Annotated in this window: 24 protein-coding genes; 19 read left to right on the forward strand and 5 right to left on the reverse strand. The window is 37.3% G+C overall.

The window, feature by feature from the left end:
• Nucleotides 1-11 precede the first annotated feature (11 nt).
• Nucleotides 12-776 (reverse strand): DUF1189 domain-containing protein, encoded by a 765-nt coding sequence (locus V7068_RS03800; protein ID WP_499711155.1) that lies wholly within the window; start codon nt 774-776, stop codon nt 12-14.
• 162 nt (nt 777-938) lie between these two features.
• On the opposite strand from V7068_RS03800, the gene V7068_RS03805 reads away from it, so the two are divergent.
• The 8 genes from V7068_RS03805 (at nt 939) to pstB (ending at nt 9,711) form a co-directional block, all read left to right on the forward strand.
• Complete coding sequence (locus V7068_RS03805) at nt 939-1,424, forward strand: DUF456 domain-containing protein (protein WP_499711156.1); 486 nt, start codon at nt 939-941, stop codon at nt 1,422-1,424.
• A gap of 137 nt (nt 1,425-1,561) precedes the next feature.
• Nucleotides 1,562-2,170: a superoxide dismutase SodA gene (gene sodA / locus V7068_RS03810; protein WP_499711158.1), complete on the forward strand. Its 609-nt coding sequence runs from the start codon at nt 1,562-1,564 to the stop codon at nt 2,168-2,170.
• A 117-nt stretch (nt 2,171-2,287) separates the two neighbouring features.
• On the forward strand, nt 2,288-3,499 hold the full coding sequence (locus tag V7068_RS03815) for an MFS transporter (protein ID WP_499711159.1): 1,212 nt from the start codon (nt 2,288-2,290) through the stop codon (nt 3,497-3,499).
• 99 nt (nt 3,500-3,598) lie between these two features.
• The gene (locus V7068_RS03820; RefSeq protein WP_499711194.1) at nt 3,599-5,758 is read left to right on the forward strand and encodes a peptidoglycan D,D-transpeptidase FtsI family protein; all 2,160 of its coding nucleotides are present in this window, start codon (nt 3,599-3,601) and stop codon (nt 5,756-5,758) included.
• Nucleotides 5,759-5,998: 240 nt separating this feature from the next.
• Entirely contained in the window at nt 5,999-6,964 is a 966-nt protein-coding gene (locus V7068_RS03825; protein WP_499711160.1) for a PstS family phosphate ABC transporter substrate-binding protein, read from the forward strand.
• A gap of 60 nt (nt 6,965-7,024) precedes the next feature.
• Nucleotides 7,025-7,984 carry a phosphate ABC transporter permease subunit PstC gene (gene pstC / locus V7068_RS03830; RefSeq protein ID WP_499711196.1) on the forward strand — a complete coding sequence of 320 codons (960 nt, stop codon included), beginning with the start codon at nt 7,025-7,027 and terminating at the stop codon, nt 7,982-7,984.
• A 3-nt stretch (nt 7,985-7,987) separates the two neighbouring features.
• The gene (gene pstA, locus V7068_RS03835) at nt 7,988-8,866 is read left to right on the forward strand and encodes a phosphate ABC transporter permease PstA (protein ID WP_499711161.1); all 879 of its coding nucleotides are present in this window, start codon (nt 7,988-7,990) and stop codon (nt 8,864-8,866) included.
• Nucleotides 8,867-8,925: 59 nt separating this feature from the next.
• Entirely contained in the window at nt 8,926-9,711 is a 786-nt protein-coding gene (gene pstB / locus V7068_RS03840; RefSeq protein ID WP_499711197.1) for a phosphate ABC transporter ATP-binding protein PstB, read from the forward strand.
• A gap of 204 nt (nt 9,712-9,915) precedes the next feature.
• Here pstB and V7068_RS03845 read toward each other — a convergent pair whose 3' ends face one another.
• Together V7068_RS03845 and V7068_RS03850 are read right to left on the reverse strand one after the other, a co-directional pair.
• Nucleotides 9,916-10,392, reverse strand: coding sequence for a hypothetical protein (locus V7068_RS03845; RefSeq protein WP_499711162.1), 477 nt, complete (start codon nt 10,390-10,392; stop codon nt 9,916-9,918).
• A complete protein-coding gene (locus V7068_RS03850) occupies nt 10,385-10,774 on the reverse strand; it encodes a hypothetical protein (protein WP_499711163.1) in 390 nt (129 codons plus the stop codon). The genes V7068_RS03845 and V7068_RS03850 overlap by 8 nt, the downstream gene beginning before the upstream one ends.
• Nucleotides 10,775-11,292: 518 nt before the next feature.
• Between V7068_RS03850 and V7068_RS03855 the strand changes: the two genes are divergently transcribed.
• The 5 genes from V7068_RS03855 to V7068_RS03875 all read left to right on the forward strand — a co-directional run bounded on the left by V7068_RS03855 (nt 11,293) and on the right by V7068_RS03875 (nt 14,715).
• Nucleotides 11,293-11,898, forward strand: a complete 606-nt coding sequence (locus tag V7068_RS03855) for a hypothetical protein (RefSeq protein ID WP_499711164.1) — start codon at nt 11,293-11,295, stop codon at nt 11,896-11,898.
• 103 nt (nt 11,899-12,001) lie between these two features.
• Nucleotides 12,002-12,151: a 50S ribosomal protein L33 gene (gene rpmG / locus V7068_RS03860; protein WP_119115532.1), complete on the forward strand. Its 150-nt coding sequence runs from the start codon at nt 12,002-12,004 to the stop codon at nt 12,149-12,151.
• Nucleotides 12,152-12,271: 120 nt separating this feature from the next.
• Nucleotides 12,272-12,835 carry a 5-formyltetrahydrofolate cyclo-ligase gene (locus V7068_RS03865; protein ID WP_499711199.1) on the forward strand — a complete coding sequence of 188 codons (564 nt, stop codon included), beginning with the start codon at nt 12,272-12,274 and terminating at the stop codon, nt 12,833-12,835.
• Nucleotides 12,836-12,899: 64 nt separating this feature from the next.
• Complete coding sequence (gene yqgO, locus V7068_RS03870; protein WP_119115531.1) at nt 12,900-13,085, forward strand: protein YqgO; 186 nt, start codon at nt 12,900-12,902, stop codon at nt 13,083-13,085.
• A 115-nt stretch (nt 13,086-13,200) separates the two neighbouring features.
• The gene (locus V7068_RS03875; RefSeq protein WP_499711166.1) at nt 13,201-14,715 is read left to right on the forward strand and encodes a rhomboid family intramembrane serine protease; all 1,515 of its coding nucleotides are present in this window, start codon (nt 13,201-13,203) and stop codon (nt 14,713-14,715) included.
• Between the two features lie 4 nt (nt 14,716-14,719).
• On the opposite strand, the gene V7068_RS03880 is transcribed toward V7068_RS03875, so the two are convergent.
• Nucleotides 14,720-15,577, reverse strand: a complete 858-nt coding sequence (locus V7068_RS03880; protein WP_499711167.1) for a hypothetical protein — start codon at nt 15,575-15,577, stop codon at nt 14,720-14,722.
• Between the two features lie 173 nt (nt 15,578-15,750).
• Between V7068_RS03880 and V7068_RS03885 the strand changes: the two genes are divergently transcribed.
• The 5 genes from V7068_RS03885 to V7068_RS03905 all read left to right on the forward strand — a co-directional run bounded on the left by V7068_RS03885 (nt 15,751) and on the right by V7068_RS03905 (nt 21,347).
• Nucleotides 15,751-15,957 carry a YqgQ family protein gene (locus V7068_RS03885; RefSeq protein ID WP_119115528.1) on the forward strand — a complete coding sequence of 69 codons (207 nt, stop codon included), beginning with the start codon at nt 15,751-15,753 and terminating at the stop codon, nt 15,955-15,957.
• Between the two features lie 16 nt (nt 15,958-15,973).
• Nucleotides 15,974-16,939: an ROK family glucokinase gene (locus V7068_RS03890; protein ID WP_499711169.1), complete on the forward strand. Its 966-nt coding sequence runs from the start codon at nt 15,974-15,976 to the stop codon at nt 16,937-16,939.
• Nucleotides 16,940-16,967: 28 nt separating this feature from the next.
• Nucleotides 16,968-18,815 carry an LTA synthase family protein gene (locus V7068_RS03895; RefSeq protein ID WP_499711170.1) on the forward strand — a complete coding sequence of 616 codons (1,848 nt, stop codon included), beginning with the start codon at nt 16,968-16,970 and terminating at the stop codon, nt 18,813-18,815.
• 97 nt (nt 18,816-18,912) lie between these two features.
• Nucleotides 18,913-20,070 (forward strand): M14 family metallopeptidase, encoded by a 1,158-nt coding sequence (locus V7068_RS03900; RefSeq protein ID WP_499711171.1) that lies wholly within the window; start codon nt 18,913-18,915, stop codon nt 20,068-20,070.
• Between the two features lie 95 nt (nt 20,071-20,165).
• Nucleotides 20,166-21,347, forward strand: coding sequence for a YqgU-like beta propeller domain-containing protein (locus V7068_RS03905; protein ID WP_499711172.1), 1,182 nt, complete (start codon nt 20,166-20,168; stop codon nt 21,345-21,347).
• Nucleotides 21,348-21,395: 48 nt separating this feature from the next.
• Here the strand turns inward: V7068_RS03905 and V7068_RS03910 are convergent, their stop codons facing one another.
• Nucleotides 21,396-21,569 (reverse strand): DUF2759 domain-containing protein, encoded by a 174-nt coding sequence (locus tag V7068_RS03910; protein WP_119115525.1) that lies wholly within the window; start codon nt 21,567-21,569, stop codon nt 21,396-21,398.
• A 211-nt stretch (nt 21,570-21,780) separates the two neighbouring features.
• Between V7068_RS03910 and V7068_RS03915 the strand changes: the two genes are divergently transcribed.
• Complete coding sequence (locus V7068_RS03915) at nt 21,781-22,404, forward strand: MBL fold metallo-hydrolase (RefSeq protein WP_403147340.1); 624 nt, start codon at nt 21,781-21,783, stop codon at nt 22,402-22,404.
• Nucleotides 22,405-22,407: the final 3 nt, after the last annotated feature.

Genomic DNA, 22,407 nt, shown 5'->3' on the forward strand with positions numbered 1-22,407 from the left:
GAAGTTTCACTTTATTGTTCTTGCTCGTGAGGTATTTCTTTTAATGTTAAGAAAAGAAGGATGAAGATAATGAACCAGTTTAAAGACATACTGAATGGAACGGTTGCCTGAAAGAGGTCCATAATTGTAAAGAAAATCGTCGGTAATGTTACGCAATAAGCAGTGATTGTCCATACTTGCTTGTAACGGAGCGGTTTCTGAAAAGCATTTTTGAGCACCAATCCGAAAATAGAAAAAATCGTTATTTTAATAAATAAGATTACTGCGGCTATTATGTAAAAAATAAAAATCATAATAGATAAGAACATCCATAATAAACGGTCCGCTTTATCAAGCCATGAGGAAATGGTTTCATTATTCCCTTCGATAAATGTATAAGGAGAAGACTGGGCACTTCCGGCAGAGACAACGACAAATTCGGATTGTAGAAAGGCGAGGCCGTTCGTCGTTTGATTGGCAACTTTACTAGGTGTTAGTACACCAGAGTCATCCATAAAAATAGTAAAGCCTTTTTTGTGGATAATAATAGGTTCGTCGCTTTCTGTCGTTAACTTGCCATCTTTAATCTCAAATGCGGGTATTTCTGTTGAAACAGTTTGTTTAACCGCATAAATACTATCCTTTATCATCATGCTAAAATAATAACTAGCAGGGAGAATGGATAGGAGGGAAAGCACGAATACAAAAAAAATCGTTTTGCCTAATCCTTGATAACGAAAGGTCGCTATATCCTTAGGCGAGTACAAACTAACATATAGTTGTTTAAAGACATTCATATAAAACAGCACCTTTTTTCTATTCTATCTTGTTCATTGTATCTATCAGTTTGTGATAATACAACATAAACGATACAAATTCACTCTTTTAAAAATAAAGGCAAATGAAGGCGTGCTGTCGAAGTTCATACTAAGTAAAATTATTTTTGAAAGGAGATATATATGGATATTCTTTATTGGACGGTTGTCATCACCATGTTTATTATCGGTTTTATCGGCTTGATTTATCCAATTATTCCAAGCGTGCTCTTTATTTTTGCCGGCTTTATTTTATACGGATTTTTTTATTCATTCGAACCATTCCATTGGCTGTTCTGGACCATACAAATTTTATTTGTTTTGCTTTTATTTATGGCAGATTATGTAGCGAACATGATCGGCGTTAAAAAATATGGTGGTTCCAAAGCAGGGATATGGGGCAGTACTATCGGACTTCTAGTGGGACCGTTCGTCATTCCTGCTTTCGGTATTATCATTGGTCCATTTGTTGGGGCAATTTTAGCAGAACTGCTTGTTCATAAGCGAGACTTATGGACCGCTTCGAAGATTGGGTTTGGCTCTGTTATTGGTTTTATTAGCAGTGTGTTCACAAAAAGCATCATTCAAATTGTAATGGTTGGATATTTTTTCTTTGTTATATATAAATAGTCTGAATAAAAAAACTAAAAAAGCGAAGCATAACGTTTGAAAGGCTAGTAAAATTTTGATAATCTATGCTTACGGGCTTTAGGAAACTTTGGAAAACTAAAGCTAAATTATAGGTATACATAGGGAGGATTTTAATCATGGCATTTGAATTACCACAATTACCATACGCAGTTGATGCATTAGAACCACACATTGACAAAGAAACAATGAACATTCATCACACAAAACATCACAACACATATGTAACAAACTTAAACGCTGCAATTGAAGGAAACGAAGAGCTTCAAAGCAAAAACATTGAAGAGCTAGTTGCTAACCTAGATGCAGTTCCAGAAGCTATTCGTACAGCTGTACGCAACAATGGTGGCGGACATGCTAACCACTCTTTATTCTGGACAATTTTAACTCCAAATGGTAGCGGTGCACCAGCTGGTGAACTAGCGGACGCAATTGCTGCTAAATTTGGTAGCTTTGATGCGTTTAAAGAAGAATTCGCTAAAGCAGCAGCAACTCGCTTCGGTTCTGGTTGGGCTTGGTTAGTTGTAAATAACGGCGAATTAGAAGTAACAAGCACACCAAACCAAGATTCTCCATTATCAGAAGGGAAAACACCTATTCTTGGATTAGACGTTTGGGAGCATGCTTACTACTTAAACTACCAAAACCGTCGTCCTGATTACATCGGTGCTTTCTGGAATGTTGTAAATTGGGATGAAGTTTCAAAACGTTACGCAGCTGCAAAATAATAAAGTAATGAACACGGGAATCCTCGAATAAGAGGGTTCTCGTTTTTTATTGTCTTTTTTCACATAAATGCCCCTCTTTTTTCAAACACTAAAATGAACAAAAAGGAGCGTTTGAATATGGGGATTTTACAAAAAGTAATCGGAGAAGGAGCAGTGCAAAAAGAATTAAATCTGCTGCTCATAATCGGTGGTTTATATAGTTTAAGCATCGCTTTATCTAATACATTTGTGAATATTTATTTATGGAAGCAATCAGGGGATTTTTTAGATATTGGCATTTATAATTTAATCGTTGTTATTGTTCAACCATTAATCTTTATTTTAGCAGGCCGGATGGCAAAAAAAGTCGATCGAATCATCGTGTTACGGCTTGGTGTTATTTTTTTAGCTCTTTTTTATTTAACGGTGCTCTTAGTAGGGGGAAATGCGACGAATTTTCTTTGGTTACTTGGAGCGTTGCTTGGAATGGGATATGGATTTTATTGGCTTGCTTTTAATGTATTAACATTTGAAATTACTGAGCCGGAAACACGTGACTTTTTTAATGGATTTATGGGAGTTTTAAACTCTAGTGCTGGGATGATTGGGCCAATTAGCGCTGGATTCATTATTTCGCGGCTAAATCAATTTTCAGGATATACATTCGTCTTCGGTTTATCGTTGTCGTTGTTTGCGATTGCCGTTTTATTAAGTTTCTTTTTAAAAAGACGACCTGCACATGGAAAGTATTGTTTTGTACGTGTTTTACAAGAACGAAAAAATGATCGTAATTGGAGCTTGATTACGTGGGCCAACTTTTGTCAGGGGTTACGGGAAGGTACATTTATGTTTGTTATTTCTATTTTTGTATTTATTCAAACAGGAAGTGAATTGGCACTTGGGAGCTATGGGTTACTTCATTCAGCCGTTGCTTTTGTTGCTTATTATTTTGCTTCTCGCCTTATTAAGTCTGACATGCGCAATAAAGCGATTCTCTTTGGAGGAGTATTGCTTTATGCGGCAGTAATTTTCATTGCTGTGGATGTTACATATGCCAGACTTTTAATATATGCGGCAATGATTGCCGTTGGATACCCGCTTTTACTCGTACCGTATGTTTCCCTTACATATGATGTGATTGGGCGTGCATGGCATGCGGCGGAGATGCGAATTGAATATATAGTCGTTCGAGAGCTATTTATTCATCTTGGTCGTATTGTTTCTATTCTAGGTTTTCTCTTTGCTGTTTATTATTTCGACCCTAAGCAAAGTTTGCCGATTTTTTTATTAATTGCTGGTTTAGGTCATACGGTAATTTACTTCTTTGTCCGTCAAATTAAGCTAACCTAGACATTGGATAAAATTAATAGTATTTCAAGGTAGAAAAAAACAACAATGTTCTATAGAATAAGGTAGTTAGCAAGACAATGGATAAAGGAAGTGTGGCATATAGTGAATAAAAAGAAAAAAACGCATGTGCCGTTCAGATTAAGTATTCTTTTCTTTTTAGTTTTTGTACTATTCTCTGCGTTAATCTTACGTTTAGGAGTTGTTCAAATTGCCTATGGCGATGACTATCGTCGTGAAGTAGAAAGAACAGAAGAAGTGACGGTTAATAATTCTGTTCCACGTGGTAAAATGTATGATCGTAATCTGAAAATTATGGTGGATAATCAGCCATTAGATGCGATTACATATACAAGAAAACAAGGAACAAAATCAGCAGAGATGCTGGAAACAGCCCAGAAGCTAGCTGCGTTAATTGATAAAGAAGTCGATAAGGTAACGGAGCGGGACAAGAAAGATTTTTGGATTATGTTACATCCAGAACTGGCTGATCAAAAAATCACTGCCCAAGATAAAAAGAAAGTGACAGAAGGGGAGCTTACAGAAGCGGATTTATATAAGCTCCAACTTGAGCGAATCACCAAGGAAGAGTACGATTCTTTTTCTAAGGAAGAGCTTGAAGTACTAGCTATTTACCGCGAGTTTGCGAGCGGTTATGCATTAACGCCGCAAATTGTAAAAAATAAAGAAGTAACGAAAGAAGAATTTGCGCGAGTAAGTGAACATTTAGGTTCGTTGCCTGGTGTCGGTATTACGACAGATTGGGATCGTTCTTATACGTATGGAAAAACGTTGAAGTCAGTATTAGGAAAGGTATCTTCTTCTGAGGAAGGGCTGCCAAGTGAGAATCTAGATTATTATTTAGCGCGTGACTATAGCCGAAATGACCGTGTTGGGAAAAGCTATATTGAGCTGCAATATGAAGATGTTTTGCAAGGTCAAAAAGCCAAGATACGTAATATTACCGATAAATCTGGAAATATTGTTGACTCAGAAGTGATAACAGAAGGTCAACGTGGAAAAGACCTTGTATTGACCATTGATATGGATTTACAGTTAGCGACCGAACAAATTATTGAAAAACATTTATTAGCTAAAAAACGGTTAGGTAATACGAAGTTTTTAGATCGTGCGTTTGTTGTTATGTTAGATCCTAAAACGGGTGAAGTATTAACGATGGCTGGTAAGCAGTATGTCAGAGATTCAAAAACGGGTAAATATTCGATTGAGGACTTTGCATTGGGGAATATTACTACATCTTATACGATGGGGTCAGCCGTAAAAGGAGCAACTGTTTTAACAGGTTATAAACAGGGAGCAATTCAGCCAGGCTCTGTTTTTTATGATACGAAGCTGCAAATTAAAGGGACGCCTGCAAAGGGTTCTTATAAAAACTTTGGTAACATTAATGATTTAACAGCTTTAAAAGTGTCTTCCAACGTATATATGTTCCGAACGGTTATTAATATTGCAGGCGGAAATTATGTACCAAATGAACCTTTATCGGTGAATCCAAGTGCCTTTCCGAAAATCAGAAACTCTTATGCTCAGTTTGGTTTAGGTGTACGTACAGGTATTGACCTTCCTAATGAAATGGTTGGATTTAAAGGGACAGAAACATCACCAGGTAAGCTGCTTGACCTTTCTATTGGTCAGTATGATACGTATACGCCTATGCAGCTTGCGCAGTATGTTTCAACGATTGCGAATGGCGGTAACCGCATGCAGCCGCATATTGTAAAGGAAATTCACGACCCTGTTGATGACAATGATGAATTAGGACCTATTGTTGAAGAAAATAAACCGACGGTACTTAATCGCTTGGATATGAAGGAAGAGTGGGTTAATCGCGTTCAAGCCGGTTTTGAAAAAGTAGCGATGGAAACAGGAGGAACGGCATATACTTATTTTGGAAGTAAACCGTATACTGTAGCTGCTAAAACAGGAACAGCCGAAGCCTTTTATGATGGACCAGAACGCAGTAAATACGATGAGCCGCAGGAGACGATGAATGTAACGCTTGTGGGTTACTCACCAGCTAAGGACCCAGAAGTTGCTTTTACCGTTGTTGTACCTTGGGCTTATCAAGGACACTCTGGACATTCCATGAATAAAGAAATTGGTCAGGAAATTCTTGATGTATATTATGAGTTAAAAGAAGAACGTGCTAAAGAAGCAAAATCAGAAACATCTACAAAGGCCAAAGTGGATCATAGCGAAGATAAGCAAGTAAAAGATAATGAAGATGAGACAGTAGAATAAACGTACACGCAACACGCTCTTAAGAATGAGGGCGTGTTTTTTTATGACTGTATGCCGCAGTTGATGCATCTGGATATCTGTTTGTCGAATGTTTTGTTTATTGATTGATTATAAGAAGCGTATTTACATGTTACATATGATTATTTACATAAGCTTAACAATTTTTTCAAATGACATTAATAGTACTATTGTATTCTTGTAACTGTAGGAAAGATAATTAATCATTCAGGGGGAAAATTGATGAAACGTCTTAAATTTGCAGCATTCGCAACAATTATCGGAGGAGCTATGGCTGTAACAGCTGCATGTGGTTCTGATAGTGCAAAAGATAGCAACAGCAGTGCAAGTGAAACGGACAAACCATTACAAGGTGAAATCGCAATTGATGGATCTTCAACGGTTTATCCAATTATGGAAGCTATCGCTGAAGAATATATGGCGCAACAGCCTGATGTAAAAGTATCAGTTGGTTTCTCTGGAACGGGCGGAGGCTTTGAGAAATTTATCGCAGGCGAAACAGATTTAAGTAATGCATCGCGACCTATTAAGGATGAAGAAAAAACTCAATTAGAGCAAAATAAAATCGATTTTACGGAATTAGAATTAGCTTATGATGGTTTATCCATTGTTGTAAATAAAGAAAATGATTTCGTTGACCACTTAACAGTTGATGAACTGAAGAAACTTTGGGTAGAAGATGGAAAAGCGAAGAAATGGTCGGATATTCGCCCAGAATGGCCAAAAGAAGAGATTAAATTCTACTCACCAGGAACGGATTCTGGAACATACGATTATTTCAATGAAGTCATTTTAGAAGAACAGCCACTTGTTGAAAATGCTACTCTTTCAGAAGATGATAATGTTCTTGTTCAAGGAGTAAAAGGTGATAAAAATGCTATCGGTTTCTTTGGATATGCATACTATGCGGAAAATCAAGATTCATTAAAGGTTGTCCCAATCGATAATGGTAATGGTGCAGTTGAACCAACGCATGAAACGATTAAAAGCGGGGAATATGCACCTCTATCTCGCCCATTATTCACATATGTAGCAAACCAATCAGTAGCTGATAAAGAGCAAGTAGCAGATTTTGTAGAATTTATGGTTGAGAATGCTGGTGAGCTTTCAGAAGAAGTAGGTTACATTTCTTTGGAAGATAAAGAATACGATAAAGATTTAGAAGCAGTGACTCAACTTAAGAAATAAGCTTTAAATTTAGCGAGAAGGTGGGAAGTATCTTGCTTCTCATCTTGCATTTGCTAAATGATGAACGAGGAAGGAGTTACAATTTTGCGAGTACAACAAGCTCAGTATTCTATAAGAGAAATGATTCAAGAGCGTAAGCAAAAGAAACGTATTCAAATAGAAAGATTTATTCCGTCTATTCTTTTATTAACTGCGGCTGTTTCAATATTAACTACATTAGGGATTGTTTTTACGTTAATCTTTGAAACAATAACTTTCTTTAAAGAAGTATCTGTTTCAGAATTTTTTACTGCAGATAAATGGTATCCCTTTGCTGAGGCTGCTTCTTATGGAGTAATGCCACTTGTCCTAGGTACCTTAAAAATAACAATGATTGCTGCTTTAGTTGCTGTTCCAATCGGGCTGGCAACAGCCATTTACTTGAGTGAATATGCTTCAGAGAAAACACGTAGAGTGATTAAACCGATTCTAGAAGTATTAGCTGGAGTACCGACTATTGTATATGGGTTTTTCGCTTTAACCTTTGTGACACCGGTATTGCGATCCATCTTTCCTTCGCTAGAGATGTTTAATGCATTAAGTCCAGGACTTGTCGTTGGAATTATGATCACACCGATGATTGCTTCACTATCAGAAGATGCCCTTGTTTCTGTACCACGTGCTATGCGTGAAGGTGCATTGGCGTTAGGATCAACGAAATTAGAGGTAACTTTAAAAGTAGTCCTTCCTGCTGCTATTTCTGGAATTGTTGCTTCTATTGTTCTAGCGTTATCAAGAGCGATTGGTGAAACGATGATTGTAAGTGTTGCTGGTGGGTCGACACCAAGTTTGAATATGGATGTAACAACCTCTATTCAAACAATGACTGCTTATATTGTGCAAGTAAGTACAGGAGATGCAGGATATGGAACAACGATTTATTATAGTATTTACGCTGTAGGTATGACGTTATTCCTCTTCACTCTTGCTATGAATTTACTAGCTCAGTACATCTCTCGCAAAGTTAGGGAGGAATACTAAATCATGAAGCTTATTGATAAAACAATTGTGGCAAAGAAAATGCCTATAAGAATTGTGAGGAACACGATTCTAAAAGGGTTATTTTTCTTAGCAACCACATTCGGACTTCTCGTACTCGGTATTTTATTGTATCGGATATTCACTCAAGGAATTGGTTATCTAGATTGGGATTTCTTCCAAAACTTCGCTTCAAGAAGGCCGGAGGAAGCGGGAATTAAGGCTGCGCTAATCGGATCGATTTGGTTAATGCTCGTTGTAGCACCTGTCGCGCTGTTACTTGGCTTAGGGACAGCGATTTATTTAGAAGAGTATGCAAAGAAAAACTGGTTTACTTCCTTTATTAAATTAAACATTTCAAATCTTGCAGGTGTACCATCGATTATTTTTGGATTGTTAGGACTTACAATTTTTGTTCGAGCACTTGCTTTAGATCGTTCTGTTTTAGCGGCAGGATTAACGATGAGCCTTCTCGTATTACCTGTTATTATTGTCGCTGCTCAGGAAGCAATTCGTTCTGTGCCGCGTGAGTTACGTGAAGCATCGTATGGAATGGGAGCAACGAAGTGGCAGACTATTGTTCGTGTTGTATTACCGGCTGCAATCCCAGGGATTTTAACAGGAAGTATTTTAGCTCTATCTAGAGCCGTTGGGGAAACAGCACCGCTAGTTGTAGTTGGTATTCCGATGTTTATCGCCTTTTTACCAAAAACCGTATTTGATACGTTTACCGTTTTACCGATGCAAATTTACAATTGGACTTCACGTCCGCAAGAAGAGTTTCAAAGTGTAGCAGCGGCAGGTATTCTCGTTTTACTGTTCTTGCTGATTTTTATGAATTCCATTGCTGTTTTCATACGTAATAAGTTCCAAAAAAGATATTAATGAAGGGAAGACAACGAATCATGAATATGACGTTATTGAGAACAAGTGAGGCTTTTAATATGGACAAAACGGTCGCGTCTCAATTAGCTAAAGAGAAGGTATATGAAACGTCTCAGTTAAATTTATGGTACGGAGAAAAGCATGCTTTAAAAAATATTGAATTAGACATCTACCAAAATGAGGTTACGGCTATCATTGGACCATCTGGATGCGGGAAATCAACGTATTTAAAAACGTTAAACCGTATGGTTGAACTGACTCCTAGTGTCCGAACTTCGGGGGAAATTAAATATCGCAATCGAAATATATTAGATAAATCATATAAAGTGGAAGAGTTGCGTACGCAAGTTGGTATGGTTTTTCAAAAGCCAAATCCATTTCCAAAGTCTATTTATGAAAATGTTGCCTATGGACCAAAAATTCATGGAATTAGAAATAAAAAAGTGTTGGATGAAGTAGTTGAAAAAAGTCTACGTGGGGCAGCTATTTGGGATGAAGTGAAAGATCGTCTTCATGACAATGCGTACGGATTATCCGGTGGACAACAACAACGTTTATGTATTGCTCGTTGTTTAGCGATTGAACCGGATGTAATTTTAATGGATGAACCGACTTCAGCACTCGATCCTATTTCAACGTTAAAAGTAGAAGAACTTGTACAACAGCTTAAAGAGCACTACAGTATTATTATCGTGACACATAATATGCAACAAGCAGCTCGGATTTCAGATCGCACGGCGTTTTTCTTAAACGGAGAAGTTATTGAATATAATAATACAAATACCATTTTTTCTCGTCCAAGTGATCAAAGAACGGAAGATTATATTAGCGGTCGCTTTGGGTGAAGCGAACAAGCACTCTTTTGGGGGCGGGATTCAATATCCGGCCTTTTTGGTTATTCTCATAACAGTCCGATGTTTGTTAGATTCTTTATCCCGCACTTAACGGGCAGTAAGACCCTGCTGATAGAAGTTTCACTTTATTTTGAGGATGAAGAAAGCGTAACTAAAAAGGAGAAGTCCATGCTATTTTTAGCTACGCTCCGTTTTCTAATGAGTTAAGAGATCTCCTAATTCTTCATAGTTCATATCGCTTGTTACGACAAATTCATCGACTTGAACGCGTCGTGTTAGTCCGTTTTTATTCATATAGTTTTGAAACTCCGCTGCATCATCAATAATTTTTTCGGTTGCCAACGTTTCGGCGATTTCTTGCACTGTCATTTTGTATTTAACTTGTAGCGTATAAGTTTTGACATCTTTTTTTGGCTGTTCTTGTTTTTTAGCTATATTTTTGGACGCTTCTACAGTTTCTTGTTTTACTTCTTTCTCTGATGTTGGTTCTGCTTTGTTTATAGCGGCCGTTTCTTTCATGACGATGTAATCTTGCTCTTCTAACATCTTTTTAGCATCCATTGCAGTGATTGTACGATCTTGATGTAAATCGTTTCCGTAATAAAACCCGGCGATAAGAGCGGTTGAAAAAATAATACCAGCAGCAAAAGCTCGAAGTGTTGCGTTACTCATGCTCTAATCCTCGCAATCCCTGTTCTTCAATCACCTGAATAATTTGTTCTTTTGTTAAAGTAGACTGTTTCTCAATTTGTTCTAAAGAACGGCCTTGATGATAGAGTGCAGCTACCTGGCTTTTGATAATTTCATTAATTGGTTGGATCGTTGAAAGAGGTTGATAAGGTATAGAAGTTGAGCGATAGTTAGGTTCGTCCTGAATTAAAAGCTCCTCTTCAAGGATTTTCACTTTTTTCTTTAATTGAAAGATGTCCTGCATATGAGTTAGTGTTACTTGTTCTAGTTCTTCTTCTAACTTGGCTACTTTGTCTTTTTTTATGAATGAAATGAGCAGCAAGACAATAGCCAAGGAAAATAGAGAGAGTATAATCCACTCCATGTTTTCACCTCGACGTTAAAATTAGATATATATACCTCTATTCTACACATTTCTTATGAAAAAGGACAATCTTGCTTCAGTCTGCCCTAGGAAGATTTGTCTATTTTTATCGTACGGTTACTTGATTGAAGCGAAGCGGAAATCTTAGTGAGCGTAGAACGCGGCTAACCATCAGTGAGGGATGAAGAAAAAGCCCCAACTGATGGAAGTTTTACTTTATAGGTAAAAAGTATTGCGATTATGTATAGTGTTTTCGCTTTTGTCCAAAGAATGCTTGTGAAAAAAGTTAAAATTCGACAAAAAGTGTTTATTGTCCATATGACTATTCAATGATAACATTATATTAAGTTGAAAATATTGAAAATTCTGTATTTTGGAACGGATTAGTAGTCCGTTAGGCTCCTTACTTCAAAGCGGAAAACCATCAAAAAAAAGATAAGTAAGGGACGAATAAAACTCCCACTGAATAATGTTTCACTAACATGTTATAAACTTAATTTTAAGAAAGGGATGATCACGTGAATGCACTGTCAGCGTACATTGAGCATGATAGCCGGGAATTACCTCGTAAGACATTGAAAGCAGGGTTATGGATGAATGAAAGCTTTGATTGGTATTCAGAGGAAGATATGATGAGCCATCCTGAAGGAGGAATTCGTACACTTCTACAATCCTTTACAAAACAGAAAATTATGTATTCCAAGTTCACCATTAAAAATACGACTTTAGAGGTGAAATCTCCTAAAGTATTCTTTCAATATGAAAACGCTTTCGAACGTCAGGCCGTCGCTTTTTATAGTCCTCATGAGCAAGCCATTATGCATGTTGCACCAAATTCTGTTGCTTTACTAGGAGGAGTGATGAAAGGCAAAGGAATTGCACAGTACTGCATCCAAGGTAAAGGCGGACTCTATGAAAATGGTTGCTTCAAATCTTTAAGAGAAGGTCTATTATTCTATTCACCGCTCGCAAAAGGTCAAGTAACCAGTATTTTTACTCTCGAATCAGAAATCTTACCGTTAGAATGCGTAGAAGTGGTTGCTTGGGCCATTCATGCTGATACAAAGGAAGAAGCTCAATTTCTTAACCGCGAATTGTTTCAAGCAGTTCAAAAAGAATTCTGAAACATATGATTTCCCAAAAAACAGACTAGCATTTCAACCAGAATAATGCTATTATAGATGAGTCCTATGTACAAAATGTTAATATGTTTGGAGGGAAATACACATGCGCGTAAATATTACATTAGCTTGCACTGAATGTGGAGATCGTAACTATATTTCTAAAAAAAATAAACGTAATAATCCAGATCGTTTAGAGCTTAAAAAATACTGCTCAAGAGAAAAACGCAGCACGCTTCACCGTGAAACAAAGTAAGCAACAGGAGTTTTCCTGTTGTTTTTTTTTATGCAAATTTTTTGCTCAGCTGTATGTAGTTAAGTCGATATAATGAACAACTAAAATACATTATAAAAAGGAGTGAGGAACGTGAAGGAAATGAAACGAAAGATTAGGAATGATATGAAGGCTACGCTTGAAAGGCTTTCAGAAGAACAGCGTATAAAGTATACGAATCAAATCACTGAGCAATTATTTCACCTTGAAGAATGGAAAAAGGCGAAAGTGATCGGAATAACGATTGCTGTTCCTCCGGAAGTGCCAACGGCCTCTATTATTGAGCAAGCATGGAGTGAAGGTAAGAAAGTAGCTGTACCGAAATGTTATCCGCAAACGAAAGTGATGGAATTCAAAGAGATTACCTCATTTCAACAGTTAGAATCGGTGTATTCTAATTTACTAGAGCCTATTGCTGAAACGGTGTGCGTTGATTCACAAGAAATAGATGTATTAATTGTACCTGGATTAGCATTTACAAAAGAAGGATATCGTTTAGGGTTTGGCGGCGGCTATTACGATCGATTCCTTGTTTCTTTTAAAGGAACGACTCTTGCACTTGCTTATGAATGTCAATTAGTCGAAAATTTGCCGATTGAGGCACATGATTTGCCTGTTCATCAAGTTGTGACAACAAACACAGTATTTCGAACGTCTACCCCGTGAATTTCTACATATTGCCTTCATAAAAATCTTCGCCTGTACCAAACTAATTGTAGGAGGGATAATTATGTGGAAAATGGTGCTTCAAATATTTGCAATCGGTGCTGTCGTTTATGTTGGGTATCAAAATCGTTATCGGTTATTAAATGTCGCTTTGTCTAGTGGAGCGCTTCGAAGATTTCTTGTTACACGCTCTTTAGATTTACCAGTTGTTCGAGATCGAATGATGCAAAGTGTATTAGGTCGAGGTTAAAGAAGGGAGCCGGGGAAGGCTCCTTTCTTTTTTTACATTTGTAAACGAATCGTCTATAGTTAAATAAGATGAAAGAAGGGCAGCAACGGAGTTTGTGAAGAAAGTGGGGAAGGTTTTGGGATTCAAAGAGGATTATTTATATTGGTCAGTTATTTGGCAGCTAACATCTAAGTATGATTATCAATTAATTACAGCAACGGAAAACCAACAGGAAATTTGGTTGGAAAATGTAAGAAATAAAGAGTTTCCAGTGATTCGCCTCTTGCGTTATGACTTAGATTGGGCGAACTGGTTAAAACGGGATATTGAACGAACGATTCAAAATGGAGAACAAATTCGAAAAAAACTGTATAGGAAGCCATTAAATGTATTCAATATTTATGTGACAAAATTTACTCCGGTAGATGACTATAGTTTTGCCACGCAGTCTTTTCATTATCAAAAAACAAAGCTGCAATCCTTTGTTTTGGATAGTGGGAACTTTCCAGAAGCGTTACAACTCCTTGAAAAGAAATTGCGAATGGAATTTTCGATTCAACTGCAAGAAGAGGAAGAGCAAGTTCGGTATTTAAAGGAGAAAACATTAGCTGAATCGGTAAAAAAAGTAAAGAAAGAACAGCAAGTATTTGTTTCTGGTAAACCTTTTTTCACGTATATATTTATAGCGATTCAAGTGGCTGTCTTCTTGCTTATGGAAATAAGCGGAGGTAGTAAAAATTCAGAGACTTTAATTGAATTTGGAGCGAAATATTCCCCTTATATGTTGCAAGGGGAATGGTGGCGCTTCTTCACTCCGATTGTTATTCATATTGGTTTTATTCATTTATTGATGAATACAGTTTCTCTTTATTTAATTGGGTCAGAAGTAGAAAGAATTTATGGAAACACCAGGTTTTTGTTCATTTATTTATTGGCAGGTTTTACAGGTACATTAGCTAGCTTTGTGACGACCCCCAATTTAGCAGCAGGAGCAAGTGGTGCCATTTTTGGTTGCTTTGGCGCTTTATTGTATTTTGGGACCGTGTATCCAAAGTTGTTTTTCCGGACAATGGGTTCAGCTGTTATTGTGTTAATTATGATTAATCTAGCCTATGGCTTCTCTGTTTCTGGTATTGATAATGCAGGACATATTGGTGGTTTGATTGGTGGTTTCTTAGCTGCTGGCATTGTATCGTTACCGAAAAGAAAAACATGGCGACAACTTATCTTCTTAGCAGGGACAGCAGGTTTGATATATTTCCTTCTTCAATATGGATATAATCATCCGAATAGCGCAGCACTCAATGATGAAACGATGGCGCTAGTAGCTCAAAATTATGTGAAGAAAGGAGAAACAGCAAAAGCCAGTGAGTTATTACTCGACTACACAGAACGTCATGCTAGTACGCCAATTTCTTATTTTGTACTTGGAAATATTTATGCGGAAAAAGGCGACACAGCAGAAGCAAAGGCTTCTTATGAAAAAGCGATTGAACAAAATCCAAGATTTCATGAAGCTTATTATAATTTAGCTTTAATGCATACGCGTGAACAAGAAATGGAACAAGCTAAAAAGCTTGTTCAAAAAGCAATTGAGCTCGACCCTTCCAAGAAGTCGTATCAAAAATTAGCCGAGCAATTAGCTGACTAGTGAGCTAAAGCTGTTGACGAAGCATGAACGGTGTTCCATCTTGAAGCGTGAATAGAGCGAGCAGCTCGCTCTGGTCCTTGGCAACTAAAATTTGCGGAATGGAGCTGCCTTCAACTGGAAGGACTGTACCGTCTTCCGTTTTAATTCCTAAAATATAATGTTTATAAATGCCTTCCCAAAGTTTGCCGATTATTTCTTCTCGCTTTGCGCTTGGAAAGGTGCGAAAAATATGATTAGCCTTCGTTGGTAATTCAATTAAGGAAATTGTTTCGTACTGGCTTTTATCAATGTGAAAGTAAGTTAATGATTTATTCAAACGTGAAGCTAGTCTGGCATTTAGGTTATTATCTAGAACACTTTGCCATTGCTGCTGCTCAGCAGATACTGGCCTCTGGAATGTTTCAAAAGAAGGCGTTGTAATCGCATAGAGCTTTGCTTGGCTCATTTGTTGAACACTTGTGAACACATCTTTATTAGGATGAACTTCTGCATAATGGAACGTGATGGCATCATAACGAGCGCTGTCTCGTTCTTTCTGTTTGTCTTTTTGTATAATAGTTTGTTCATGCTGCTTCCATTTATTTAAGATTCCGATTAAGTCGCCGTTTTTATACAAAAGGGAGACATCTTGGCGTAAATAAGCAGGCTCAGTTAGTGTGGAACGAGTTTGCCAGTGGACCTGATAGGTTTTGTTATTAATTTGTTTGGCTGTTATATGAGTGGCCGCGTCTTCAAAATGAAGTGTGGGATCAATTGGGAAAAAAATGATGGTTTCTTCAGCTTGCCGCGTCGTTGAAAAATAAATCATAATAATCACGGTAACGAGCAATAGAATAAAATTATATATATATTGTCCTTTCATAGTTTCCTCCCCCGACTTATGCGCTGATTTCAGTATATGAAGGGAGAGGGACATGTATGAAAGGGTTTAAGTATAGGCGAGATGTTGAGTGAAGCTTATATAGGTAGAAGAGGCTTGTTACCTAGTAGTTAATTCGATATACTTTCAAGTAGAAAATAGTAAAGAGGTATGAGATGAAAACAATCTATGATATTCAACAGTTTTTGAAAAAATTTGGAACATTTATTTATATTGGAGATCGTGTAGCTGATTTAGAGCTTATGGAAGCAGAAGTTCGTGAAATATATCGTTCACAAATGATGGATACAAAAGATTATCAAATGGCCATTTTATTACTACGACAAGAAATTGAACGTGAGAAGAAACGGAAAAATTCTTGATAAAAGGTGGGTGGCTATGGGGAAATGGCTGGTAGGTGTTGACTTAGGCGGTACATCAACGAAGCTTGCTTTTATTGATACATCGGGAGAGATTATATATAAATGGCAAGTTGTCACCGATATTTCAGAAAATGGTGTACATATTATTCCGAATATCGTCAAGGAAATAGACGCTAAGCTGGCAAAATTGAAGAAAAAGAGAAGTAAGCTTCTAGGTATTGGGATGGGAGCCCCGGGGCCAGTACGGTCTGAAAGTGGCTCCGTTTATGAGGCAATCAATTTAGGCTGGCGAAATTATCCGCTAAAGGATGTATTAGAAAAGAAGACATTGCTGCCTGTTGTCATTGACAATGATGCGAATATGGCCGCCTTAGGAGAAATGTGGAAAGGGGCTGGTCAAGGAGCAAAAGATGTCGTTTGTATTACACTTGGCACAGGTGTTGGTGGCGGTGTCATTGCGAATGGGCAAGTCGTTCATGGAGCGAGCGGTGCTGCTGGTGAGGTTGGTCATATTACGGTTGTTACCGAGAATGGCGCACCTTGTAATTGCGGGCATACAGGTTGCTTAGAAACTGTGGCTTCAGCGACAGGAATTGTCCGTCTGGCTAAAGGAGCGTTAACGAGGAAAAAGGTTTCTCTCCTACAAGAGAAAATGAATGAGGGAAACTTGCTCTCTGCTAAACTAGTGTTTGAATGTGCGGCAGAAGGAGATAAGCTTTCGTTAGAGATTATTGAACAAACAAGTCATTATTTAGGGATGGCTCTAGCTCATATTGGTAACCTTCTTAATCCAGAGAAAATCGTTATTGGTGGAGGAGTTTCTAGAGCTGGTGATTTGTTAATTAATTCTGTTCGTACTGTTTTTCAAAAGCACGCTTTTAAACGTGTTTCGAAGTCGACGGACATTTTACAGGCTACATTAGGCAATGACGCAGGCGTCATTGGTGCAGCTTGGTTGATAAAAAATCAATTAGATAAATGATTGGAATGGTTTGCAAGGGGGTGTATATTTGCATAAGAAAAATAGGAATTATTCTTTGTTTAGGCTGACGTTTATATTTCTTTGGTTAAAAACGTATATTGCCTATAAAGTAAGCTTTAACATTAACACGGATAACTTATTTGAAGAACTTATTTTATTTTTGAATCCAATTAGCTTTTTGTTGCTTGTTTTAGGTGGGTCAATCTTTTTAAAAGAAAGTAAGCGAACGCTGTATATATTAGTGATGAGTACCCTCATAACGTTTGTTTTATTTGCTAATTTAATGTTTTTCCGTTTTTTTAATGATTTTTTAACGATTCCTGTTCTTTTTCAAACGAGCAATATGAGTGATTTAGGCGGCAGTGTGCATGAATTAATGAATGTGACGGATTTGTTCTACTTCGTTGATTTGTTTATACTTATTTTGTTAGTGAAGTATAGACCGGCTGCATTTGTTCAGCGAACATGGAATCAGCAAAGTCGAAAAGCTTTGGTATTTTTTGCGTTAGGCGTAACATTTTTTCATTTAGCATTAGCGGAAGCGGAACGTCCAGAACTATTAACAAGAACGTTCGATCGTGAAATACTTGTGAAAAATATGGGGGCATATCAATATCATTTGTATGATTTATTTTTGCAAACGAAGTCCTCTACACAACGTGCTTTAGCTGATGGCAGTGAATTAACTGAAATTGAAAACTATGTTCGAGCGAATCAAAAAGAACCAGCTGCCGATTTGTTTGGCATTGCTAAAGGGAAAAATGTGATTATGATTTCATTGGAATCGTTGCAAAGCTTCGTTATCAATGAAAAGGTGAACGGGAAGGAAATTACGCCTTTTTTAAATCAATTTATTAAAGAAAGCTATTATTTTGATAATTTTTATCATCAAACAGGGCAGGGAAAAACTTCTGATTCAGAGTTTATTATTGAAAATTCTTTGTATCCGCTTGGTCGGGGCGCTGTTTTTTTTACAAATGCGCAAAATGAATATAAAGCAATGCCGGAAATTTTAACGGAACAGGGCTATTTTACTGCATCTCTTCATGCAAATCATCGTAGTTTTTGGAATCGGGATATCATGTATGATGCTCTAGGCTATCAGCATTTTTATGATAGTGATGCTTATAAGACTACAGAGGAGAATTCTGTAAACTGGGGCTTGAAGGATAAGGAGTTTTTCTCACAGTCGATTAATCATTTAAAAGAGATGCAAGAGCCTTATTATGCGAAGTTTATTACGCTCACTAATCATTTTCCATTTACCTTAAATGAGGAAGACCAGACAATTGATCAGTATGATTCAAGTTCTAATACGTTGAATCGCTATTTTCCAACCGTTCGGTATATGGATGAGGCGGTCGAGCAGTTTATTCATGATTTAAAGCGGGAAGGTCTATACGATAATTCGATTATTGTTTTGTATGGTGATCATTATGGCATTTCAAAAAATCATAATGATGCTATGAGTCAATTTCTTGGAAAAGATATCACGCCATTTGAAACGGTGCAGCTTCAACGTGTCCCGCTGATTATTCATATTCCTGGTCAGGAAGGGCAAACCATTTCACATGTGGCCGGACAAATTGATGTAAGACCAACATTGCTGCATCTATTAGGGATTCAAACGGACAATTATATGGAGCTGGGGAATGATTTATTCGCTAACGATTATGTGGACTTTACTGTGCTTCGGGATAGTAGTTTTATTACCGATAATTATGTCTATACGATGGATACATGCTATGACAAGAAAACAGGAGAAGTTACTGATTTACAAGCGTGTCAGCCTTACGTCGATATCGCAAAGCAGGAACTTAATTATTCGGATAAACTAATTTATGGAGATCTTCTTCGTTTTTATGAAAAGAAATGAACCTGGCTGAGGCCAGGTTTTTTATGGTGAAATTCAGATTTCCTTTACATTTTTGGTTAGTTTCATTCATAGAGTGAAGCAAGGATGGAGGGATGATATGAAAATTATCAGCAGAGAAGGAGACAGTTTAGAGTATTATAGCCGTCTTTTTCAAATTCCACTAGAATTGATTCAAGATGCGAATCCACAGACGAAGAAAGAGAAACTATTAAGCAGATTTGAAGTAAAGATTCCTGGTTTTATGTTGCAAAAAGAGACCGAAATGTCGATGGAAACGGCAGGACGAGTGTATCAGCTTCCGCTCGATGCGTTGTATCTTGTGAATGGAGTGCAGCAATCGATGAACTCTCCATTTCTCGTCCCAGTTCGCCTAATAAAACCGCTGATTAAGACGGAAAAATTGTATAGTTCGGCATCATTACAGAAAGATTTAGAGCTTTTAAGTACGTATTACCCATTTATGAAAGTAGAAACGATTGGTCATAGTGTATTAGGAAAAGATATTGTGGAAGTTCAATTTGGTCGTGGAGATTCAGTTGTGCATTATAATGGTTCGTTTCATGCCAATGAGTGGATTACATCAGCGGTATTAATGAAGTGGTTAAATGAATTGCTGCTGTCCTTTACAAATGAATCTTCCTCTTTTCTTCATCTATATCATCGTGTGAACATATCCATCGTTCCAATGGTGAACCCGGATGGCGTTGATCTTGTTGTATTAGGAGATCGAGCGGCGGAAGGGAAATTCAATGTACGTCATATCAATGAAGGGGAAACAGAATATTATGGCTGGAAGGCAAATATCCGCGGTGTAGACTTAAATAATCAATTTCCGGCCAATTGGCAGATTGAAAAAGAGCGGAAACTCCCAAAAGCGGAAGCACCGAGAGATTTTCCGGGCGAAATATTTTTATCCGAACCGGAAGCGATTGTGATGAAACAATTAGCGGAACGACGTAATTTTTCTAAGGTCATTGCACTTCATACACAAGGAAAGGAAATTTATTGGGGATATGAGGGACATGAACCAGAGGAATCAGAACGAATTGCTAAAGAAATGGAAAGACAAAGTGGATATCGAGCGGTTCGATATGTAGATAGTCATGCGGGGTATAAAGATTGGTTTATTCAAGAGTTTAAACGACCAGGTTTTACGGTTGAACTAGGCAAGGGAATTAATCCACTTCCACTTTCACAAATGCCTGCGATTTATCGAGAAGCTGTTAAAATTTTAATGGTTGGTTTATTTTTATAGAAAAAAGAAGAAAGTTTGAGTCCCATATTTCCTATTTTTGCTTTATAATGAGGTCGTAAGGTGGTTTAGTTACCTCGCTCATAAAAATGGGAGGTGTGTGGAGGATTAAAGCGTGTTATGCTGCTTTAAGCAAGCAGTTTCAAGGTAAGATTATGGTAAATTTGAAATATAGTGTTTGTTTTGTTTTATTGTCAATCTCCACTTTCCTGTTTTTAGCGGCTTGTGAGCCTGCCAAAAATCTACATCATCGTGAAAACGAAAATTCTAATCTACAAGAGCATTTTTCCTTCAATCAGTTGGCTGCAATAGACCAAGATACAGATGACATAGAAGCTGTTTACGGATGGCTTGATTCCAACACGATTCTATATTCTAAAAAGGCGGAAATGGAAGAATGGCCTCAGTTAATGGCCTGGAATTTGAAGTCGAATAAACATACCATTTTGTATCAGCCATCTGCACCAATCTCGTCAGTTTCGATTAGCCCGTCTAAATCGTATATTCTTGTATCAACACCGCTAGAAGAAAAAATACAAAGTAGTATTTTACGTGCCAATGGAGAGCCTGTATATTCTGTAGCATTACCTGCTTATGAAATCACATATGAGTGGAATATATATAAAGATGGTGTCTTGTTTTTGTCTAATTTTTCAAAAGACTGGTCGTATAATAGCTATATTGTCAATGTGAACGAGCAAACAATCGATATGATAGACCAGCCACAGCCATTTGCTCAGTGGGATAGTGAAAACGGAATGATGTTTCTTGATTGGCAAAAGGATCAACAAACTTTGACAGCACCGTTAGTTAGAAAAGAGTTAGATCGTAAAGAATCAGAAAGCATCATGTTAGGTGTTGTTCATTTTAAGAAGATGAAGCAAACGCTGATGACGATTCAACGGCAAACTGAAAATCTAAATCGGGCTACGTATACATTTTTTGACGAACAAAACAAACCGGTTACTTCGTTTTCCGTTCCGTATGTAAACAGCTATTCGGATTGGAAGATTCCATCCTATGATTTTAATGAGAAAAAAGGAGATTTCTTCACCTTTATTCCTTCGAAACCTACGTATTCTAATCAAAATGAAGCAGTGTTTAATTTGATTACATTTAATTGGAAGACAGGTAAAAAAGAAAAGATACTCGAAAATATTAAAAGTAAATCATTAAGTTGCTCACCTGATGGGAACTTCTGTTTATATGGTTATCAATTGGAGAACATCATTGATATACAGCATAAAAAAGTGAAACCATTGTTTAAACTAAAACAATAATACATACAAAAATCCCACCGTAAGTGGGATTTTTGTATGTATACATGTTTAGTGAGCAACAGGAAACCCGCTGTTAAGAATCGTCATGACAGTGAACCAGCCAAAGACAGCGGCACTTCCGCCAGCAAAGAGCAGGCCTAAATAATTCTTGTTTTTCAAAGTAGTAAAAACAGCGAACAATGCGAGGATTGAAACAAGTCCAAAAATAATCATCAGTACCATGATTTTGACCTCCTTATTAATCATTCAGCTTGTATAGTGTACCCAAAAACAAGATGGTTAAGAGAAATACAGGAAGAAATTTGCATTTATTAACAGTTTACTTGGTTTTGAATAGTTTGTCGAGATGGAAAAATAGCTATGTTGATTGCTATTCCAATTTACGATTTGGTTATATAATGAAAGGAATAAAGAAATTGGAGTTGATAAGGATATGAAATGGAATCAAATCCCACTAGGGCCATTACAAACAAATTGTTACATACTTTCGGATGATCAAACATGTATTATTTTCGATCCGGGCGAGGAGCCGCAAAAGCTTATTCAATATATTCAAACGAAAAAGTTACAACCACTTGCCGTGTTATTAACGCATGCTCATTTTGATCATATTGGGGCTCTCGATGCTATTCGTGAACACTATCAAATTCCTGCCTATATTCACCAAAGAGAAGCAAAATGGCTCTCAGACCCAGCGTTAAATGGTTCGCAAAGATGGTTTCCAGATTGTCCGATGCGCCTAAAGCCTGCTGAACATGTGCTAACAAGTGAACAAGAGCTGACGATTGGCTCGTTTCATTTTCAACTATTTGAAACACCAGGTCATTCACCGGGCAGTATTTCTTACTATTTAAAAGATAAGGGTATGTTATTTTCAGGCGATGTTCTGTTTTTAAATAGTGTTGGTAGAACCGATTTACCAGGTGGAAATCACGATGAATTATTGCAAAGTATTGAAAACAAATTACTTCCTTTACCGGATGATACAATTGTTTGTCCGGGGCATGGACCAGTGACAACAATTGGCGATGAGCGAGTAAGCAATCCATTTTTGTAAACG

This window comes from Bacillus sp. JJ634, assembly GCF_036962285.1.
Lineage (GTDB): Bacteria > Bacillota > Bacilli > Bacillales > DSM-1321 > Peribacillus > Peribacillus asahii_A.